This window comes from Vibrio sp. SNU_ST1 (assembly GCF_030563405.1).
Taxonomy (GTDB): Bacteria; Pseudomonadota; Gammaproteobacteria; order Enterobacterales; family Vibrionaceae; genus Vibrio.
This window is the reverse complement of sequence record NZ_CP130748.1, coordinates 743,014-759,820: the sequence shown is the minus strand read 5'-3', so window position 1 is coordinate 759,820 and position 16,807 is coordinate 743,014. Positions and strand designations below refer to the sequence as shown.

The window sequence follows — 16,807 nt, the reverse complement described above, 5'->3', positions numbered from 1 at the left end:
CATAAATTAGATGACTAAGACCTTTATTCATCGCCTATTACGGCCGCTTGCGGCCGTTTTTGTTGGCGCTATAACCACCCTTTCATTCGCTCCATATTCTATATGGCCTCTTGCTATTCTCAGCCCAGCGTTGTTGCTGTTACTGATCCACAACCGCTCTCCTAAAAGTGCGCTTTGGATTGGCTACGCATGGGGTTTGGGTCAATTCACGACAGGTATCAGCTGGGTATACGTCAGCATTGATGGTTTTGGCGGCATGCCACTGGCAGCCAACCTATTTTTGATGTCATTGCTTGTTGGCTACCTAGCGGTTTATTCAGGTCTATTTACCTGGAGTTTGAACAAGTTCTTCCCTGCCAATAACCTAAGCCGCTTTTTCCTTGCAGCTCCTGCGTTGTGGTTAATCAGTGATTGGCTACGTGGCTGGGTAATGACGGGCTTCCCTTGGCTTTGGTTAGGCTACAGCCAAATCGATTCGCCACTAGGTTCATTCGCGCCGATTGGCGGCGTAGAGCTAGTAACTCTAGCGATCATTGTTTCAGCCTCTGCATTCACTTATACGATTGTTAACAGGACCTGGAGTATCGCTATCATTCCTGCCGTCGTATTTAGCACCGGTTTTGGTATTCGCAACATCGATTGGGTCACGCCGAACCCTGCAAAAACCACGTCAGTCGTTTTAATACAAGGCAACGTCGATCAAGACAGCAAATGGCTACCAAGTCATCGCTGGCCAACCATGATGAAATACACCGACCTAAGCAGAGAAAATTGGGACGCTGATATCATCATCTGGCCTGAAGCGGCTATTCCAGCATTTGAGGTAGAAATTCCTTCTTTCCTACGTAACTTGGATAGCGCAGCCAAGATGAACAACAGCTCGATCATCACAGGCGTGCTTAATCAGTCTGAAGATAAGAAATACTACAACAGTGTTCTTTCTCTCGGCGTGAATCCATATGGTGAGTACAGCTATGATCCAAACGAACGCTACCACAAGCATCACCTATTGCCATTTGGTGAGTTTGTACCGTTTGAAGAGATCCTACGCCCGTTAGCACCGTTCTTTAATTTGCCAATGTCATCGTTTAGCCGTGGTGATTACGTTCAACCAAACATCGTTGCTAATGGTCGTCACCTAGCGCCAGCACTGTGCTATGAGATCATCTTTAATGATCAAGTTCGACAGAATGTCACCGATGAAACGGACTTTATTCTCACGCTCTCTAACGATGCGTGGTTCGGCCGTTCAATTGGCCCGTTGCAACATATGGAAATCGCACAGATGCGTGCTCTAGAGCTTGGTAAGCCACTTATTCGCTCGACCAACAATGGCGTAACGGCAGTAACGGATCACAAAGGTAAAATCATCAAGCAAATCCCGCAATTTGAAACGGCAGTATTAAAAGCTGAGCTTGTTTCAACGGATGGTCAAACACCTTATCACGTGGTCGGTACTTGGCCGCTGTATATTTGGGCAATGTTCAGTTTGGTAATTGGTTGGCTTGTAAGAAGAAAAGACTAGATTCGAAATTCGGCGGAAAATGTTTAGGGGTTGATCGACTGGATCACCCCTTTTCATTACTGTGGTTTAAAGTTGATAGCGCTATGGCTCAGGTATTTACGGCTTAAGCGCTTTGCGGCTAAACCCTTTCGAACCACATTTAATGCATGGAATGATATTAGTTGGGTGGTTATATTCAGTTTGATGCCCACACTCATCACATACCAAGGTTCCCAAGCCTATGACCTCACCCGCTTGATATAAACCTTGGTGTTCTAAGTCTTGGAACAGCTCGACCCATTCCACCTTGGTGCGATCTGTAATATCTAAAAGGCCTTGCCATATGGAATCTGCAATCATCAAATAGAATGGACCGCTTTTACTCTCTTCATAGCTTTCGGAAAACTCTTTCAAATCCGATTTCACGTAGGCTGAAATCAACGACAGCTCATCTTTGGTCATATCATTGGCTGCTTTCGCAAACTTGCCCGACGTTTCGATTTTATTGTTGAGCTCTTCAGGACTATGCTTCAGCGTTTCAATCATCTCTTCGACGACTTCTTCATAGAGCGCTTTTTTCTTCGGCATAACGACCTCCTTAAGATAACCAACCTTTTAGTGAGCAAACGGGTGCGCCGCAATGCACTCCCGCTCACAAACAAATGCAATTCATACCCTTAAGTATAGCTGTCCTATGTAATTCAGTTGAATTTACGCAATCAACCGCGCTGCAACTGCAAGTATGAAGGGTATAACTATTGTTGTACTCAGCTCCTTTAGGTATTCTATGACGATCTGTAAGATTCTGTTCTAACCGAACTCACAAATTCCAAGATAACCGGATACCATCGATGCAAGAACAATATAACCCGCAAGAGATTGAACAAAAGGTTCAACAACACTGGGATGACAGCGAGACTTTCGTTGTAAGTGAAGACCCAAATAAAGAAAAATTCTACTGTCTTTCTATGTTCCCTTACCCAAGTGGCCGACTGCACATGGGTCACGTGCGTAACTACACCATCGGTGATGTGGTATCTCGTTTCCAACGTCTACAAGGCAAAAACGTAATGCAGCCAATTGGTTGGGATGCATTCGGCCTACCTGCAGAAAACGCAGCTGTTAAAAACAACACAGCGCCTGCACCATGGACTTACGAAAACATCGAATACATGAAGAACCAACTTAAGCTTCTAGGCTTTGGCTACGACTGGAACCGTGAATTCGCAACCTGTACACCTGAGTACTACCGTTGGGAACAAGAGTTCTTCACTAAGCTTTACGAAAAAGGCCTAGTTTACAAGAAGACCTCTTCTGTTAACTGGTGTCCAAACGACCAAACTGTACTGGCAAACGAGCAAGTAGAAGACGGCTGCTGCTGGCGTTGTGATACTCCAGTAGAGCAAAAGAAAATTCCACAGTGGTTCATTAAAATCACTGAGTACGCTCAAGAGCTACTAGACGATCTAGATAACCTTGAAGGTTGGCCTGAAATGGTTAAGACCATGCAGCGCAACTGGATCGGCCGCTCTGAAGGTGTTGAGCTATCTTTTGCTGTTAACGGCGAAGAAGCACCACTAGAAGTGTACACAACACGTCCTGATACACTAATGGGTGTTTCTTACGTTGGTATCGCTGCAGGTCACCCTCTTGCAGAGAAAGCATCGAAGAACAACCCAGAGCTTGCTGCATTCGTTGAAGAGTGTCGTAACACTAAAGTGGCTGAAGCTGAACTAGCAACGATGGAAAAGAAAGGTATGGATACTGGCCTAACGGCTATCCACCCTCTTAACGGTCGTGTTGTCCCTGTTTACGTAGCTAACTTCGTTCTTATGGATTACGGCACAGGCGCGGTAATGGCGGTTCCAGCTCACGATCAACGTGACTACGAATTCGCAACTAAGTACGGCATCGATATCATCCCAGTAATAAAACCAGAAGACGGTTCTGAGCTAGATGTGTCTGAAGCGGCTTACACTGAGAAAGGTGTCCTGTTCGATTCTGGTGAATTCGATGGTCTTGCGTTCCAAGAAGCATTCGATGCAATCGCTGCGAAACTAGAAGCTGAAGGCAAAGGTAAGAAGACAGTAAACTTCCGTCTACGTGACTGGGGTGTATCTCGTCAACGTTACTGGGGGGCTCCAATCCCAATGGTAACTACTGAAGACGGTGAAGTTCACCCAGTACCAGCAGACCAATTGCCAGTCATTCTTCCAGAAGACGTAGTAATGGATGGTGTTACTAGCCCAATCAAGGCAGATAAGTCTTGGGCTGAAACAACATTCAACGGCGAACCAGCTCTACGTGAGACTGACACGTTCGATACGTTCATGGAGTCTTCATGGTACTACGCTCGTTACTGTTCACCACAAGCTGATGACATTCTAGATCCAGAGAAAGCAAACTACTGGCTACCAGTGGACCAATACGTTGGTGGTATCGAGCACGCTTGTATGCACCTTCTTTACTCTCGTTTCTTCCACAAGCTTCTTCGTGATGCGGGTTACGTGACATCTGATGAACCGTTCAAGCAACTACTATGTCAAGGCATGGTTCTGGCTGACGCGTTCTTCCACACAAACGAAAAAGGCACGAAAGAGTGGATTGCTCCAACTGACGTGACTATCGACCGTGACGCGAAAGGCCGCATTGAAAAAGCAGTCGATAACCAAGGCCGCAACGTTGAGCACTCAGGCATGATCAAAATGTCTAAGTCTAAGAACAACGGTATCGACCCCCAAGAGATGGTAGACAAGTACGGTGCTGATACAGTACGTCTATTCATGATGTTTGCATCACCTGCAGACATGACACTTGAGTGGCAAGAGTCTGGCGTTGAAGGCGCAAACCGCTTCCTTAAGCGTGTTTGGAAATTGGTTCACGCTCACTCTGCTAAAGGTGCTGCTGAATCTGTTGACGCTTCTGCGCTATCTGGCGACCAAAAAGCACTTCGCCGTGATATCCACAAGACTATCGCGAAAGTAACGGACGATATCGGCCGTCGCCAAACGTTCAACACAGCCATCGCTGCGATCATGGAACTGATGAACAAGCTAGCGAAAGCGCCACAAGAATCTGTACAAGATCGCGCAATTCTTGATGAAGCGCTAAAAGCGGTTGTTCGCATGCTTTACCCAATGACTCCACACATCTCTTACGAAATGTGGATTGCACTAGGTGAATCAAACGTAGACTCAGCAACATGGCCAACTTTCGATGAGAAAGCGCTAGTTGAAGACGAGAAAACTATCGTTGTTATGATCAACGGTAAGCTACGAGCAAAACTAACGGTTGCTGCTGACGCGACAGAAGAGCAAGTTCGTGAGCTTGGTCTAAACGATGAGAACGCTAAGAAGTTCCTAGATGGCTTAACTATTCGTAAAGTTATCTTCGTTCCTGGCAAGCTTCTGAACATCGTAGCTAATTAATATTGGCTAACTAACAGTGCAGACTAAAACGAGCTAGATCATTTTAGTCTGTACATATTACTGCTAAAGCGAACTTAATTCGTTTTTAGCAGTCTGTAGACAGGGGATTTAACTTACCCTGTCTGCTTATTTAAATGTTTTAGATTCATAGCCAAGCAATGCGAACGAACTAAAGCCTTTAAATAAGTATTCTACCTTCATGAGAGCCATCAAATAATGCGCCTGATTTCACTATCTTCACTGAAAGTTACGATTGTTGTTTTAACCGTTAGTCTTCTAAGTGCCTGTGGTTTCCACCTACGTGGTGATTACTCTGTGCCAGAAGAGCTCAACAAGATCTCTGTGACCAGTTACGACCAATACAGTACGTTTACACGTATGATGAAAAGCCAGCTGCGTATGATTGATGTCGAAATTGTACCGCCTGCAGAAAATACGCCTAACTTACACGTTATTAGCGAGAGAGTCGGCGAGCGAACGCTGTCTCTTTATCAAGGTTCTCAAAAAACAGGTCCTCGAGCAGCAGAAAAAGAGCTAACGTTCAGAGCAAGATACCGCGTAACTATCCCGGATTTAGGTTCAAAGACATTCTCAACCAGCGTAACCCGCAGCTATCTAGATAACCCGTTAACCGCACTTGCGAAATCGGTTGAACGAGACATGATCGAAGATGAAATGCGCAAGCTTGCAACAAGCCAAATCCTTCGTCAGATGGCTCGATTAAAAGCTAATATTGCTGCTGATAGTATGAATTTAGAAGCACTAGAGCATGTTCAAGTCAAAGAGCTTGAGAAGCAGTACAACATCAAAAATATTGAAATTGAAGACATTGAGATCGCACCGACTTCTGAAGAACAGCCGACACTCAGTGAATCCGCTGAATAATAGGTTTATTTAATGCGTATTTTTGCTGATCGTTTATCTGAGCAACTTGCTAAGCAGTTAAGCAACGTTTACCTAATTTTTGGTAACGAACCTTTACTGCTGCAGGAAAGCCGAGAAGCGATTCAAAAGACAGCCAAAGAGCAAGGCTTCGAAGAACGCCACCGCTTTGCTATTGATAGCAGTCTGGACTGGAATCAAGTCTACGACTGCACTCAAGCATTGAGCCTATTCTCTAGTCGTCAGCTCATCGAGCTTGAATTACCAGAGTCCGGGGTCAATGCCGCAATAGCAAAAGAGCTGATCGCAATTTCAGAGCATATCCATAGCGATATCTTGTTGATCTTGGTGGGCACCAAGCTCACTAAGGCTCAAGAGAGCGCTAAGTGGTTTAAAGCGCTCTCTAATCAAGGACATTGGGTCAGCTGTTTAACTCCAGACGTTAGCCGATTACCTCAGTTTGTCCAAACACGCTGTCGTAAAATCGGCTTGTCACCGGATCCTGAAGCGATACAAATGTTGGCGCAATGGCATGAGGGTAATCTATTTGCACTCACCCAAAGCCTAGAAAAACTGGCTCTTCAATACCCAGATGGAAAGCTCACATTAGTACGCTTAGAAGAATCGCTGAGTCGACACAACCATTTTACTCCCTTCCATTGGAGTGATGCGTTATTAGCGGGCAAAGGCAACCGTGCACAGCGAATCCTGCGTCAGTTAGAAGCCGAAGGTGTCGAACCCGTTATCTTATTGCGCAGCATACAACGTGAGCTTGCTCTACTATTACAAATGCAGCAACAAATGAAGCAGATGCCAATCGCGCAGGTATTTGAAAAGCACCGTATCTGGCAATCCAAAAAACCTCTTTATAACGCCGCGCTAACAAGAGTTTCGATATCTCAATTACACTCCCTGTTTGCGCTACTCACTCAAGTAGAATTGATGACAAAAACGCAATATGAACAGTCGCCTTGGCCACTAATTCATCAGTTAAGTGTAGAGTTTTGTATCCCTTCAGCTTCAATCCCATTTCACGCATAAAAGCGTGGTATATTCTAGGGTCAACAGACCCTAAAAAGCTAAACTCAGATTAAAGGAACACCCCGTGTTACGTGAAGAACTAAAAGATTTTCTTGCAGACAAAGCCGACGACATGAAAGCAGAATCGATTGTGACTATCGATGTAGAAGGCAAATCAAGTGTTACTGACTACATGATTGTTTGTACTGGTACCTCTAAGCGCCATGTTGCCTCTATTGCACAGCATGTTGCTGATGAAGTGCGCAAGGCCGGTATGAATCCCCTTGGTATGGACGGCCAACAAGAAGGTGAATGGGTTGTTCTAGATATGGGCACAAGCATGCTTCACGTTATGCAAGAAGAGCATCGTGAACTGTACCAACTAGAAAAACTTTGGGGCTAAGCTTTGAAGATCCAGTTAATCGCAGTTGGTACAAAAATGCCAAAGTGGGTTGAAGAAGGCTTTAACGAATATAAACGCCGCTTCCCTCATGATATGCCATTAGAACTCATTGAGATCACTGCGGGAAAACGCGGTAAAAATGCCGATATTGCACGTATTCTTCAAAAAGAAGGCGAAGCAATGTTAGCTGCAGTTCCAAAAGGCAACCGCATTGTCACACTCGATATCCCGGGAAGAAAGTGGGATACGCCTCAACTCGCAGAGCAATTGGAAAGTTGGAAGCTGGATGGCCGTGACGTTTCTATCCTTATTGGCGGGCCTGAAGGATTAGCACCAGCATGTAAAGCGTCAGCAGACCAAAGCTGGTCTCTGTCAGCACTTACGCTCCCTCACCCATTAGTACGCGTTATCATGGCTGAAAGCTTGTATCGAGCTTGGAGCGTCACTGCTAACCACCCTTATCATCGAGAATAAGCGTTAATGTTACGTAAACGTAGCCAAATTCGTGATTACAAAGCAGAAGCACGACTATTTACTAGTCGTGCTTTTGTTGCGTTTGCAGGGATTATAGTGATGATGAGCTTACTGGTTGTGAACCTTTACAACATCCAAGTTAATCAATATCAGGACTATAAAACCCGCTCCAACGACAACCGCATCAAGGTTGTTCCAATCGCACCCAACCGTGGTTTAATTTACGACCGCAACGGTGTACTTCTTGCAGAAAACCGGCCCGTTTTTAATCTGGAGATCACCCCAGAAAAAGTCAAAAACATGGAAGATACGCTTGTTCGTTTACAAGCGTTAATCGACATACCACCGGAGCGTATCGAACGTTTTAATCGTGATCGTCGTAATTCACGTCGCTTCAAATCAGTACCTATTCTTAATCAGCTCACAGAAGAACAAGTGGCGGTCTTTTCTGTAAATCAACATAAGTTCCCAGGCGTTGAAGTGACAGGTACGCTAAAACGTTTCTACCCTTATGGTGATGTGTTAACTCACGTGATTGGCTACGTATCGCGCATCAACGACCGCGATATGCAACGCTTAGTACGAGAAGAAAAAGACGCCAATTACCAAGCTACCCGCGATATCGGTAAACTCGGCATTGAGCGCTATTACGAAGACATGCTACACGGCACCGCTGGCTATCAAGAAGTCGAAGTAAACAGCCGTGGACGAGTGATCCGTACTCTTAAATTTGTGCCTTCGGCTCCAGGCAAAGATATCGTGCTCAACTTGGATATCAAACTGCAGCTATACGTTCATAAGTTACTTGATGGCCGCCGTGGTTCAGCCGTGGTTCTCGACCCGAAAGACAATGGCGTGTTAGCCATGGTTTCCAGCCCAAGCTACGACCCAAATGCCTTTGTGCATGGTATTTCCTCGAAAGGTTATAATGCCCTGCTTCAAGACAAAGACCGACCTTTAGTTAACCGCGCAACGCTAGGGATTTATCCGCCAGCATCGACGATCAAACCCTTCATTGCAGTCGCAGCTCTACAAGAAGGCGTAATTACTCCGAACACTACGCGTAACGACCCTGGTTACTGGAAGATACCCAATTCGAAAACGAAACCATTTCGTGACTGGTTACGCTGGGGACACGGTGTCGTTGACATAGAGAAAGCCATTGAAGAATCGGTTGATACCTTCTTCTACCAAATTTCATTTGATTTAGGCATCGATCGCTTATCAAAATGGATGATGTTATTCGGTTTTGGTGATTACACTGGCATCGACATTTACGAAGAAAGCAAAGCGAATATGCCCACTCGCGAATGGAAAATGGCCAGACACCGTGTACCTTGGTATCAAGGTGACACCATCCCTGTCGGTATTGGCCAGGGTTACTGGACAGCAACACCAATGCAGATAGCAAAAGCGACTTCAGTACTGGTCAATGAAGGAGAGGTAACCGCTCCCCATTTACTGCGTGCGACAATTGAGAACGGTCAACCGTTCGATGAACAAACGATATCTGAAATCGAAACGTACCCTCCGGTAACGGGTGTTAAGCAGAGATACTGGGATATCGCGCAAGAAGGCATGAGATTGGTAAACCACGGAAAGAAAGGCACAGCAAGACGCTCATTCCAAAAAATGTCTTATCAAACTGCTGGTAAATCAGGTACTGCACAAGTATTCGGTCTAAAAGAAGATGAAGAATATAACGCAGATGAAATCGCAGAACATTTACGCGATCATGCCCTCTTCACCGGTTATGCGCCTTTTGAAGCTCCTGAAGCGGTCGTAACTATCGTTTTGGAGAATGCCGGTGGTGGTTCATCAAATGGTGGCCCAGTTGTAAGAAGAATTTTAGACCATATTATTCTTGCAGAAGATTATGAAAGTGAGCCAATAAAATAATGAAACTTGATCCTTCAACTGGACGAAATAGAGCCCTATTTGAACGGCTGCATATCGACCTACCGCTATTGCTTGGCATTCTGGTTTTAATGGGCTTTGCCCTATTGATCATGTACAGCGCAAGTGGACAAAGCCTTGCGATGATGGATCGCCAAGCGATGCGTATGGTGCTGTCTTTAGGTGTGATGATCTTCTTAGCACAAATTTCACCTCGAACTTACGAGACCTTGGCTCCACTACTGTTTGCGGGCGGTGTCATCTTACTATTAGGCGTATTGTTCTTTGGTGAGGCCTCTAAGGGGGCTCAGCGCTGGTTAAACTTCGGTTTTATTCGATTCCAACCCTCGGAATTATTGAAGCTTGCAGTACCTTTGATGTTGGCTCGATTTATTGGTAAGCGCTCACTCCCACCGACTTTCCAAACCTTGGCTATTTCATTAGTAATGGTGTTTGTACCTACCATCCTTATCGCTAAACAACCAGATTTAGGCACGTCGATACTCATCGCTGCATCAGGTATCTTTGTGATATTTCTGGCTGGTATTAGTTGGAAGATCATTGCCAGCGCCGCGATTGCACTGGGTGGGTTTATTCCAATTTTATGGTTCTTCTTAATGCGTGAATATCAAAAGGTTCGTGTCAGAACCCTTTTTGATCCTGAATCAGATCCATTAGGTGCGGGCTACCACATCATCCAAAGTAAAATTGCAATTGGCTCTGGTGGTATATCAGGAAAAGGGTGGCTTCAAGGTACCCAATCTCAACTAGAGTTCATTCCAGAGCGCCATACCGATTTTATTTTTGCAGTCATCGCCGAAGAATGGGGCATGATTGGTATTTTGTTTTTACTCGCTATCTACCTGTTCATTATTGGCCGCGGCTTAGTGCTTGCAAGCCAAGCTCAAACTGCCTTTGGTCGAATGATGGGCGGCAGTATCGTACTGAGTTTCTTCGTCTATATTTTTGTAAACATTGGTATGGTAAGTGGCATTCTACCTGTAGTTGGTGTCCCTCTACCTCTGGTCAGCTATGGTGGTACCTCTATGGTCACCCTTATGGCCGGTTTCGGTATTTTAATGTCAATCCATACACACAGAAAAGCATTCTCGAAGGCGACCTAATTGATGTCTGTTAAAGTATTTCCTGTAAAAACATCTTTGGTTAATGAGTTACCAATAAAAAAACTAATATCTATTGTGGGTCTAGCCGTTGCTATTAACGGTTGTTCTTCGACTGAACCAACAGGTCGCTACGATATTGATTCAGATATTGCACCGGATGCACCGATCTCGGTCGAGCATTTAGAGGACGCCCACCCTCAGTATGAGCCTTATAGCTTAGGTGGTAACAGTGACTACACCCTACGTGGTAAAGACTATCAAATTGTAAAACAGACAGAAGGATTTACCGAGAAAGGCAAGGCCTCTTGGTACGGTAAAAAATTTCATGGTCATTTAACGTCGAATGGCGAGATCTACGACATGTATTCGATGTCTGCGGCACACAAAACATTGCCGATTCCGAGCTATGTAAAAGTGACGAATACCGATAATGACAAAACGACGATTGTGCGCATCAATGACCGAGGCCCATTTCATGAAGGGCGAATCATTGACCTTAGTTATGCCGCGGCATACAAACTCGATGTATTGAGAACAGGCACGGCAAATGTTGAGATAGAAGTCATCACAGTGGCTATGCCAACCGACGCAAATAAAAAGGCGGCTTTACCTCAATTTATTATTCAAGTAGCCACTTCTCCACATGAAGATAGAACCGAGGAGTTAGCCAAAGATCTAGGCGAAAAGTTAGCTGTAGCAACGTTCTTGCAGCCAAATGATGATAACTACCGCCTGATGCTTGGCCCATTTCATGACTATGCTCTGACTCAAGAAAAATTAGAACAAGTTAAGCTAATGGGTTACCCGTCAGCTTATATAAAAAAACACACGCTAACTCGCTAATTTATCTAACAGTTACTTCTGGTAATCAGCGCTCTGGTGTGACAGAGTGATTCTGTTAATATATGAATAGTTCACCTAATAATTGCATTCAAAATGATTAAATCTAATAAACTTGTTAAATCGATTTTTGCTACTTCAGTTGCACTTTCTGCAACGATAGCTACATCGTCATTCGCCGCTCCTATTATTGTTCCTGATGCACCTCAAATCGCTGCTAAGGGTTTTGTTCTGATGGATTACCATTCAGGCAAAGTACTCGCAGAGAAAGAGATGAATACTCAACTTTCTCCAGCAAGTTTAACTAAGATGATGACAAGCTACGTGGTCGGCCAAGAGCTAGAACGTGGCAACATCAACCTAAATGATGATGTTGTTATCAGTGAAAATGCTTGGGCTAAAAACTTCCCTGATTCATCAAAGATGTTCATTGAAGTTGGCACAACCGTTAAGGTTGAAGAGCTGAACCGCGGTATCATTATTCAGTCAGGTAACGATGCTTGTGTTGCGATGGCAGAACATATTGCCGGCTCTGAAGATGCATTTGTTGACCTAATGAACGCATGGGCAAGCTCTATCGGAATGAAAGACACGCACTTTGCTAACGTGCACGGTCTAGACAACCCTAACCTGTACTCAACACCTTACGATATGGCGCTACTTGGTCAGGCGCTGATTCGCGACGTACCAGACGAGTACCGTATCTACTCACAAAAGAAATTCACTTACAACGGCATCACCCAGTACAACCGTAATGGTCTGTTATGGGATAAGAGCATGAACGTTGATGGCATCAAAACGGGCCACACAAGCAATGCAGGTTATAGCCTAGTAAGCTCAGCAACCGAAGGTAAAATGCGCCTAGTTGCTGTTGTTATGGGCACTAAAAATGCTAACGCTCGTAAAACAGAAAGTAAAAAACTGCTTAGCTACGGTTTCCGCTTCTTCGAAACAGTAGCACCACACACCGCTGGTGAAACCTTCGTAGAAGAAAAGATCTGGATGGGTAGCAAGGACACGGTTGCACTAGGTGTAGACGAAGATACGTTCGTTACTTTACCTCGTGGCCAAGCTAAGAACCTGAAGGCGAGCTTCGTACTTGAAAAAGAGCTAGAAGCACCAATCAGCAAAGGTGACGTTGTCGGTAAACTATTCTACCAAGTCGACGGTGAAGATGTTGCTGAATACCCACTACTTGCACTTGAAAATGTAGAGCAAGGCAGCCTATTTAGCCGTCTATGGGACTACCTAGTACTGCTGTTCAAAGGCTTATTCTAAACGAGTCAAAGGTTTGTTCTAAGCAATACATAAGCTCAGTACAAAGCTAACTCAATGAGTAAGTTCATAATTTACTCATTAGCGAAACAAAAGCCGCCATGTGCGGCTTTTGTTGATCTTGAGTTCGGTGATATTTACACGTAATATTCCGCCTTATTACTCGTGTCTGTTGACCGAACACGCTTTTTATCGACATTTCGCCAATTTGCGAGAGTCTAGCCTTTTGGAGCTAATCATGAACATCAATTCTGATGCAAAACTAAAAGACCTCTTAGAGTTCCCTTGTTCATTCACTTACAAAGTTATGGGCTACGCTAAGCCAGAACTTACTGAACTAGTGCTAGAAGTGATCCAGCGTCATGCTCCTGGTGACTACAGCCCAACTCTAAAACCGAGTGCGAAAGGTAACTACCACTCTGTTTCTATTAATATTACTGCGACTTCAATTGAGCAAGTAGAAACGTTATATAAAGAACTGGGCGAAATCGAAATCGTTCGTATGGTTCTGTAACTTTCGATTACGAATGAAAAACAGCGGCTTATTGCCGCTGTTTTTGTTTAAAACCCTCGCTTTCCTTCCAAAGCATTCAACTTAATTTTCAATAAATACAAAGAAAGTTGAAAAACCTTGCTGTCCGTCTGTAGTTAGAAACCTGTTTCGCGTTTATAATGCGCTCACTTTATTAATCCTTGAGGAAGTGCCGCTTTGCAAAATAAGCTAATCGTAAAAAAATTAGGTCGTCAGGATTACGAACCTGTATGGAAAGCCATGCATAAGTTCACAGACGAACGCACGGATGAAGACGTAGACCAAATTTGGTTGGTTGAACACAACCCTGTCTTCACTCAAGGACAAGCAGGTAAAGCTGAGCATGTATTAAATGCCGGTGATATCCCTGTGATACAAAGCGATCGCGGTGGCCAAGTAACGTATCACGGCCCAGGCCAATTAGTTGCTTACTTTCTGATTAACATCCGCCGCAAGAAATTCGGAGTGCGTGATTTGGTTACTCATATTGAGAACCTCGTAATCAATACTCTGAAAGCTTACAATATAGATTCAACTGCCCGACCTGACGCTCCTGGTGTTTATGTCGATGGCAAGAAAATCTGTTCACTCGGATTACGAATTCGACGCGGCTGCTCGTTCCACGGGCTAGCACTCAACGTCGATATGGACTTGTCTCCATTCCAACGTATTAACCCATGTGGTTACCAAGGGATGGAAATGGCACAGGTAAGCCAACTCGGCGGTCCAAGTGAACTAGAAAACGTTGAGCAACAGTTAATACAAGAGCTCGTAGAACTACTAGGCTATGACCAAGTAGACATTCAAGCCACCAGTAACATTACAGCAGAAGCATAAAATCATGAGCAAACCAATCCAAATGGAAAAAGGCGTTAAATATCGTGACGCTGACAAAATGGCATTAATTCCCGTAAAGAATATGCCTGCTGAACAGAAAGAAGTTTTACGTAAGCCTGCATGGATGAAGATTAAACTTCCTTCAGACAGCCATCGTATTCAAGAAATCAAATCTGCAATGCGCAAAAACAACCTGCACTCAGTTTGTGAAGAAGCGTCTTGCCCTAACCTAGCTGAGTGTTTTAACCACGGCACGGCAACGTTTATGATTCTTGGCGCTATCTGTACTCGTCGCTGCCCGTTCTGTGATGTTGCCCATGGTCGACCGAATGCTCCAGAAGCCGAAGAGCCGAAGAAACTGGCTAAGACGATTAAAGACATGAAACTGAAGTACGTTGTAATCACTTCAGTGGACCGTGATGACTTACGTGATGGCGGTGCTCAACACTTTGCTGATTGTAACCGTGAAATTCGCGAGCAAAACCCAAACATTCGTATCGAAACACTGGTTCCAGACTTCCGTGGTCGTATGGACGTTGCGCTTGAACTAATGAAAGACAACCCACCAGATGTATTCAACCACAACCTAGAGACAGCACCGCGCCTATACCGTAAAGCGCGTCCAGGTGCGAACTACAAATGGTCTCTTGATCTGTTAAGAAAATTCAAAGAGCAGCATCCAAGCATCCCAACCAAATCGGGTGTGATGATGGGCCTTGGTGAGACAAAAGAAGAGATCGTTCAAGTATTGAAAGATCTTCGAGAACATGGCGTAACAATGCTGACTCTAGGCCAATACCTAGCACCAAGCCGTCACCACTTGCCAGTTGAACGTTACGTGCCGCCTTCTGAGTTTGATGAGCTGAAAGAGATTGCTCTAGAGCTAGGCTTCACTCACGCAGCTTGTGGCCCATTTGTACGTTCTTCTTACCATGCAGACTTGCAAGCTCAAGGCATGGAAATTAAGTAATCACGATCGCTTAACGAACAATACAAAGGCGCTGAATATTATGTTCAGCGCCTTTTTTCTATCTTGTTCGTGCCGCTAAAGCTATATATTCCGTGCCACTAAGCTTTATATAAAAACAACAAAGCCACTCCTTATGAGTGGCTTTGTGCTTAACATTTCAAGTTCTGAGGGTTTGGTTTAGGTTCAGAGTGTTTAGGTTTCAGAGACTCCAGATAGGGATCAGCGTTAACCGAAAGATGCCCAGATAACCGTTGCGACCAAAATTGGGCACACAAACTTCACATATATTGGCCAAACCTTACCAAACCAACCCAATTGGAAATCAGGACAACCTTGCTCAAGCTCTTTCACTTTTGAAGCACGGCTCCATACCCAACCACCAAACACACAGAACATCAGTGCAGCGACTGGTTGAAGGTACTGAGTCGCAATCATCGCTACCATTCCAAACATCGCAGCAAAGTTGTAAACAATCACCACACTGAACAATGCGATAGCACCACCAATTACCCAACTTGTTGGCGTTCGTCTGGTCTTGAAACGCTCACTAACAAGAGCGACAGGGGCTTCCAACATGGAAATCGATGAAGTAAGTGCAGCAATCGTTAGCAATAAGAAGAACACAATTGCGAAGACCTGGCCCAGCATACCTAAGCTATCAAACATCAAAGGCAGAACCGTAAACACGAGGGTATCAGAGCTCAGTAATGAGCCATCTTCAGCATAGATTTGAACACCTTTTTGCATCGCAACAAACATAGCAGGCATCACGACTAAGCCCGCAATAAAAGCAACCGCGGTATCAACTAAGGTAACGTTCATTGCCATTTTGGGCAGGTTCTCTTTCTTACTTAAGTAAGAGCCATAAACCAACATAGAACAACCGCCAATAGTGAGCGAGAAGAAGCCCTGTCCCATTGCCGCCAGAATCAGTTTTCTATCCCACACTTTCTCAAAGTCTGGAACAAGGTAATGTTTTAGGCCTTCCATCGCGCCAGATTGCGTCATGATGTACACAAACAATAAGCCAAATAAAACAAATAGCGCAGGCATCAAACGGGTCGACCATTTCTCGATCCCCTGCTTAACACCGCCCTGCACAATCAAAATAGTCAATACATAAAATACGACGGTCCCAAAAACATTGCGCTCAACACTGAAGCCTTTAAACCAATCAGCAGCAGCCTCTAGACCAATCAGGTCAGCGACAGCACCAATTAGGAAGCAGATCAACCAACCACCGACAATGCTATAAAACGCTAGCACTGCACTTGGAACACTCAACCCAATCCAACCGACAAATTCACCGACTTTCTTGCCTAACGGGTTTGTAGTCAAAGAACGCATGCTATCGACAGGGTTTGCTTGGCCATGTCGACCAATAGCCATCTCAACCACCAGCATCGGGAAAGCGACCACGAAAATCATAATTAGGTAAACAAGCAGAAAAGCACCACCGCCGTTACTGGCGACTTGGGTTGGGAAACCCCAAATATTACCTAAGCCAACAGCAGCACCCGCCGCTGCTAAAATAAAACCCAAACGAGAGCTAAAGTGCTCTCTTGAAGAGGAAGATTGTTGGTCCATATTGCCCGCATCAAGAATCAGTGAACTAGTTTGGA

15 protein-coding genes are annotated in these 16,807 nt (G+C 44.8%); 13 read left to right on the top strand and 2 right to left on the bottom strand.

The features are described from left to right. Positions 1–10 precede the first annotated feature (10 nt). Positions 11–1,525 (top strand): apolipoprotein N-acyltransferase, encoded by a 1,515-nt coding sequence (gene lnt, locus Q5H80_RS03340; protein ID WP_304568746.1) that lies wholly within the window; start codon positions 11–13, stop codon positions 1,523–1,525. 96 nt (positions 1,526–1,621) lie between these two features. Here the strand turns inward: lnt and Q5H80_RS03335 are convergent, their stop codons facing one another. After that, entirely contained in the window at positions 1,622–2,092 is a 471-nt protein-coding gene (locus Q5H80_RS03335) for a zinc ribbon-containing protein (RefSeq protein ID WP_304568744.1), read from the bottom strand. 263 nt (positions 2,093–2,355) lie between these two features. Between Q5H80_RS03335 and leuS the strand changes: the two genes are divergently transcribed. The 12 genes from leuS (at position 2,356) to lipA (ending at position 15,185) form a co-directional block, all read left to right on the top strand. Continuing rightward, positions 2,356–4,932 (top strand): leucine--tRNA ligase, encoded by a 2,577-nt coding sequence (gene leuS, locus Q5H80_RS03330; protein ID WP_304568742.1) that lies wholly within the window; start codon positions 2,356–2,358, stop codon positions 4,930–4,932. 216 nt (positions 4,933–5,148) lie between these two features. Continuing rightward, on the top strand, positions 5,149–5,817 hold the full coding sequence (gene lptE / locus Q5H80_RS03325) for an LPS assembly lipoprotein LptE (protein WP_304568740.1): 669 nt from the start codon (positions 5,149–5,151) through the stop codon (positions 5,815–5,817). Positions 5,818–5,829: 12 nt separating this feature from the next. Beyond that, entirely contained in the window at positions 5,830–6,855 is a 1,026-nt protein-coding gene (gene holA / locus Q5H80_RS03320) for a DNA polymerase III subunit delta (RefSeq protein ID WP_304568738.1), read from the top strand. Between the two features lie 64 nt (positions 6,856–6,919). Continuing rightward, positions 6,920–7,237 carry a ribosome silencing factor gene (gene rsfS, locus Q5H80_RS03315; RefSeq protein WP_086048887.1) on the top strand — a complete coding sequence of 106 codons (318 nt, stop codon included), beginning with the start codon at positions 6,920–6,922 and terminating at the stop codon, positions 7,235–7,237. Between the two features lie 3 nt (positions 7,238–7,240). Beyond that, positions 7,241–7,711 carry a 23S rRNA (pseudouridine(1915)-N(3))-methyltransferase RlmH gene (gene rlmH / locus Q5H80_RS03310; RefSeq protein WP_304568735.1) on the top strand — a complete coding sequence of 157 codons (471 nt, stop codon included), beginning with the start codon at positions 7,241–7,243 and terminating at the stop codon, positions 7,709–7,711. A gap of 6 nt (positions 7,712–7,717) precedes the next feature. Next, positions 7,718–9,610, top strand: a complete 1,893-nt coding sequence (gene mrdA, locus Q5H80_RS03305) for a penicillin-binding protein 2 (RefSeq protein ID WP_304568733.1) — start codon at positions 7,718–7,720, stop codon at positions 9,608–9,610. Further along, positions 9,610–10,731 (top strand): rod shape-determining protein RodA, encoded by a 1,122-nt coding sequence (rodA, locus tag Q5H80_RS03300; protein ID WP_009848472.1) that lies wholly within the window; start codon positions 9,610–9,612, stop codon positions 10,729–10,731. Before mrdA ends, rodA begins: the two co-directional genes overlap by 1 nt. A gap of 3 nt (positions 10,732–10,734) precedes the next feature. Then, positions 10,735–11,574, top strand: coding sequence for a septal ring lytic transglycosylase RlpA family protein (locus tag Q5H80_RS03295; protein WP_304568731.1), 840 nt, complete (start codon positions 10,735–10,737; stop codon positions 11,572–11,574). Positions 11,575–11,667: 93 nt separating this feature from the next. Next, entirely contained in the window at positions 11,668–12,849 is a 1,182-nt protein-coding gene (locus Q5H80_RS03290) for a serine hydrolase (protein ID WP_017101910.1), read from the top strand. Positions 12,850–13,081: 232 nt separating this feature from the next. After that, a complete protein-coding gene (gene ybeD, locus Q5H80_RS03285) occupies positions 13,082–13,360 on the top strand; it encodes a DUF493 family protein YbeD (protein WP_029223108.1) in 279 nt (92 codons plus the stop codon). A 195-nt stretch (positions 13,361–13,555) separates the two neighbouring features. Further along, complete coding sequence (gene lipB, locus Q5H80_RS03280) at positions 13,556–14,215, top strand: lipoyl(octanoyl) transferase LipB (RefSeq protein WP_012603371.1); 660 nt, start codon at positions 13,556–13,558, stop codon at positions 14,213–14,215. Between the two features lie 4 nt (positions 14,216–14,219). Beyond that, positions 14,220–15,185 carry a lipoyl synthase gene (gene lipA, locus Q5H80_RS03275; protein WP_017096213.1) on the top strand — a complete coding sequence of 322 codons (966 nt, stop codon included), beginning with the start codon at positions 14,220–14,222 and terminating at the stop codon, positions 15,183–15,185. A gap of 225 nt (positions 15,186–15,410) precedes the next feature. On the opposite strand, the gene Q5H80_RS03270 is transcribed toward lipA, so the two are convergent. Beyond that, a complete protein-coding gene (locus tag Q5H80_RS03270; RefSeq protein WP_304568720.1) occupies positions 15,411–16,772 on the bottom strand; it encodes a sodium-dependent transporter in 1,362 nt (453 codons plus the stop codon). Between the last annotated feature and the right edge of the window lie 35 nt (positions 16,773–16,807).

What these genes read in the sequence shown, in the direction of transcription:
- lnt (WP_304568746.1), top strand. Translation starts at nt 11, where the DNA reads ATGACTAAGACCTTTATTCATCGCCTATTACGGCCGCTTGCGGCCGTT.
- Q5H80_RS03335 (WP_304568744.1), bottom strand. Translation starts at nt 2,092, where the DNA reads ATGCCGAAGAAAAAAGCGCTCTATGAAGAAGTCGTCGAAGAGATGATT.
- leuS (WP_304568742.1), top strand. Translation starts at nt 2,356, where the DNA reads ATGCAAGAACAATATAACCCGCAAGAGATTGAACAAAAGGTTCAACAA.
- lptE (WP_304568740.1), top strand. Translation starts at nt 5,149, where the DNA reads ATGCGCCTGATTTCACTATCTTCACTGAAAGTTACGATTGTTGTTTTA.
- holA (WP_304568738.1), top strand. Translation starts at nt 5,830, where the DNA reads ATGCGTATTTTTGCTGATCGTTTATCTGAGCAACTTGCTAAGCAGTTA.
- mrdA (WP_304568733.1), top strand. Translation starts at nt 7,718, where the DNA reads ATGTTACGTAAACGTAGCCAAATTCGTGATTACAAAGCAGAAGCACGA.
- rodA (WP_009848472.1), top strand. Translation starts at nt 9,610, where the DNA reads ATGAAACTTGATCCTTCAACTGGACGAAATAGAGCCCTATTTGAACGG.
- Q5H80_RS03295 (WP_304568731.1), top strand. Translation starts at nt 10,735, where the DNA reads ATGTCTGTTAAAGTATTTCCTGTAAAAACATCTTTGGTTAATGAGTTA.
- Q5H80_RS03290 (WP_017101910.1), top strand. Translation starts at nt 11,668, where the DNA reads ATGATTAAATCTAATAAACTTGTTAAATCGATTTTTGCTACTTCAGTT.
- lipA (WP_017096213.1), top strand. Translation starts at nt 14,220, where the DNA reads ATGAGCAAACCAATCCAAATGGAAAAAGGCGTTAAATATCGTGACGCT.
- Q5H80_RS03270 (WP_304568720.1), bottom strand. Translation starts at nt 16,772, where the DNA reads ATGGACCAACAATCTTCCTCTTCAAGAGAGCACTTTAGCTCTCGTTTG.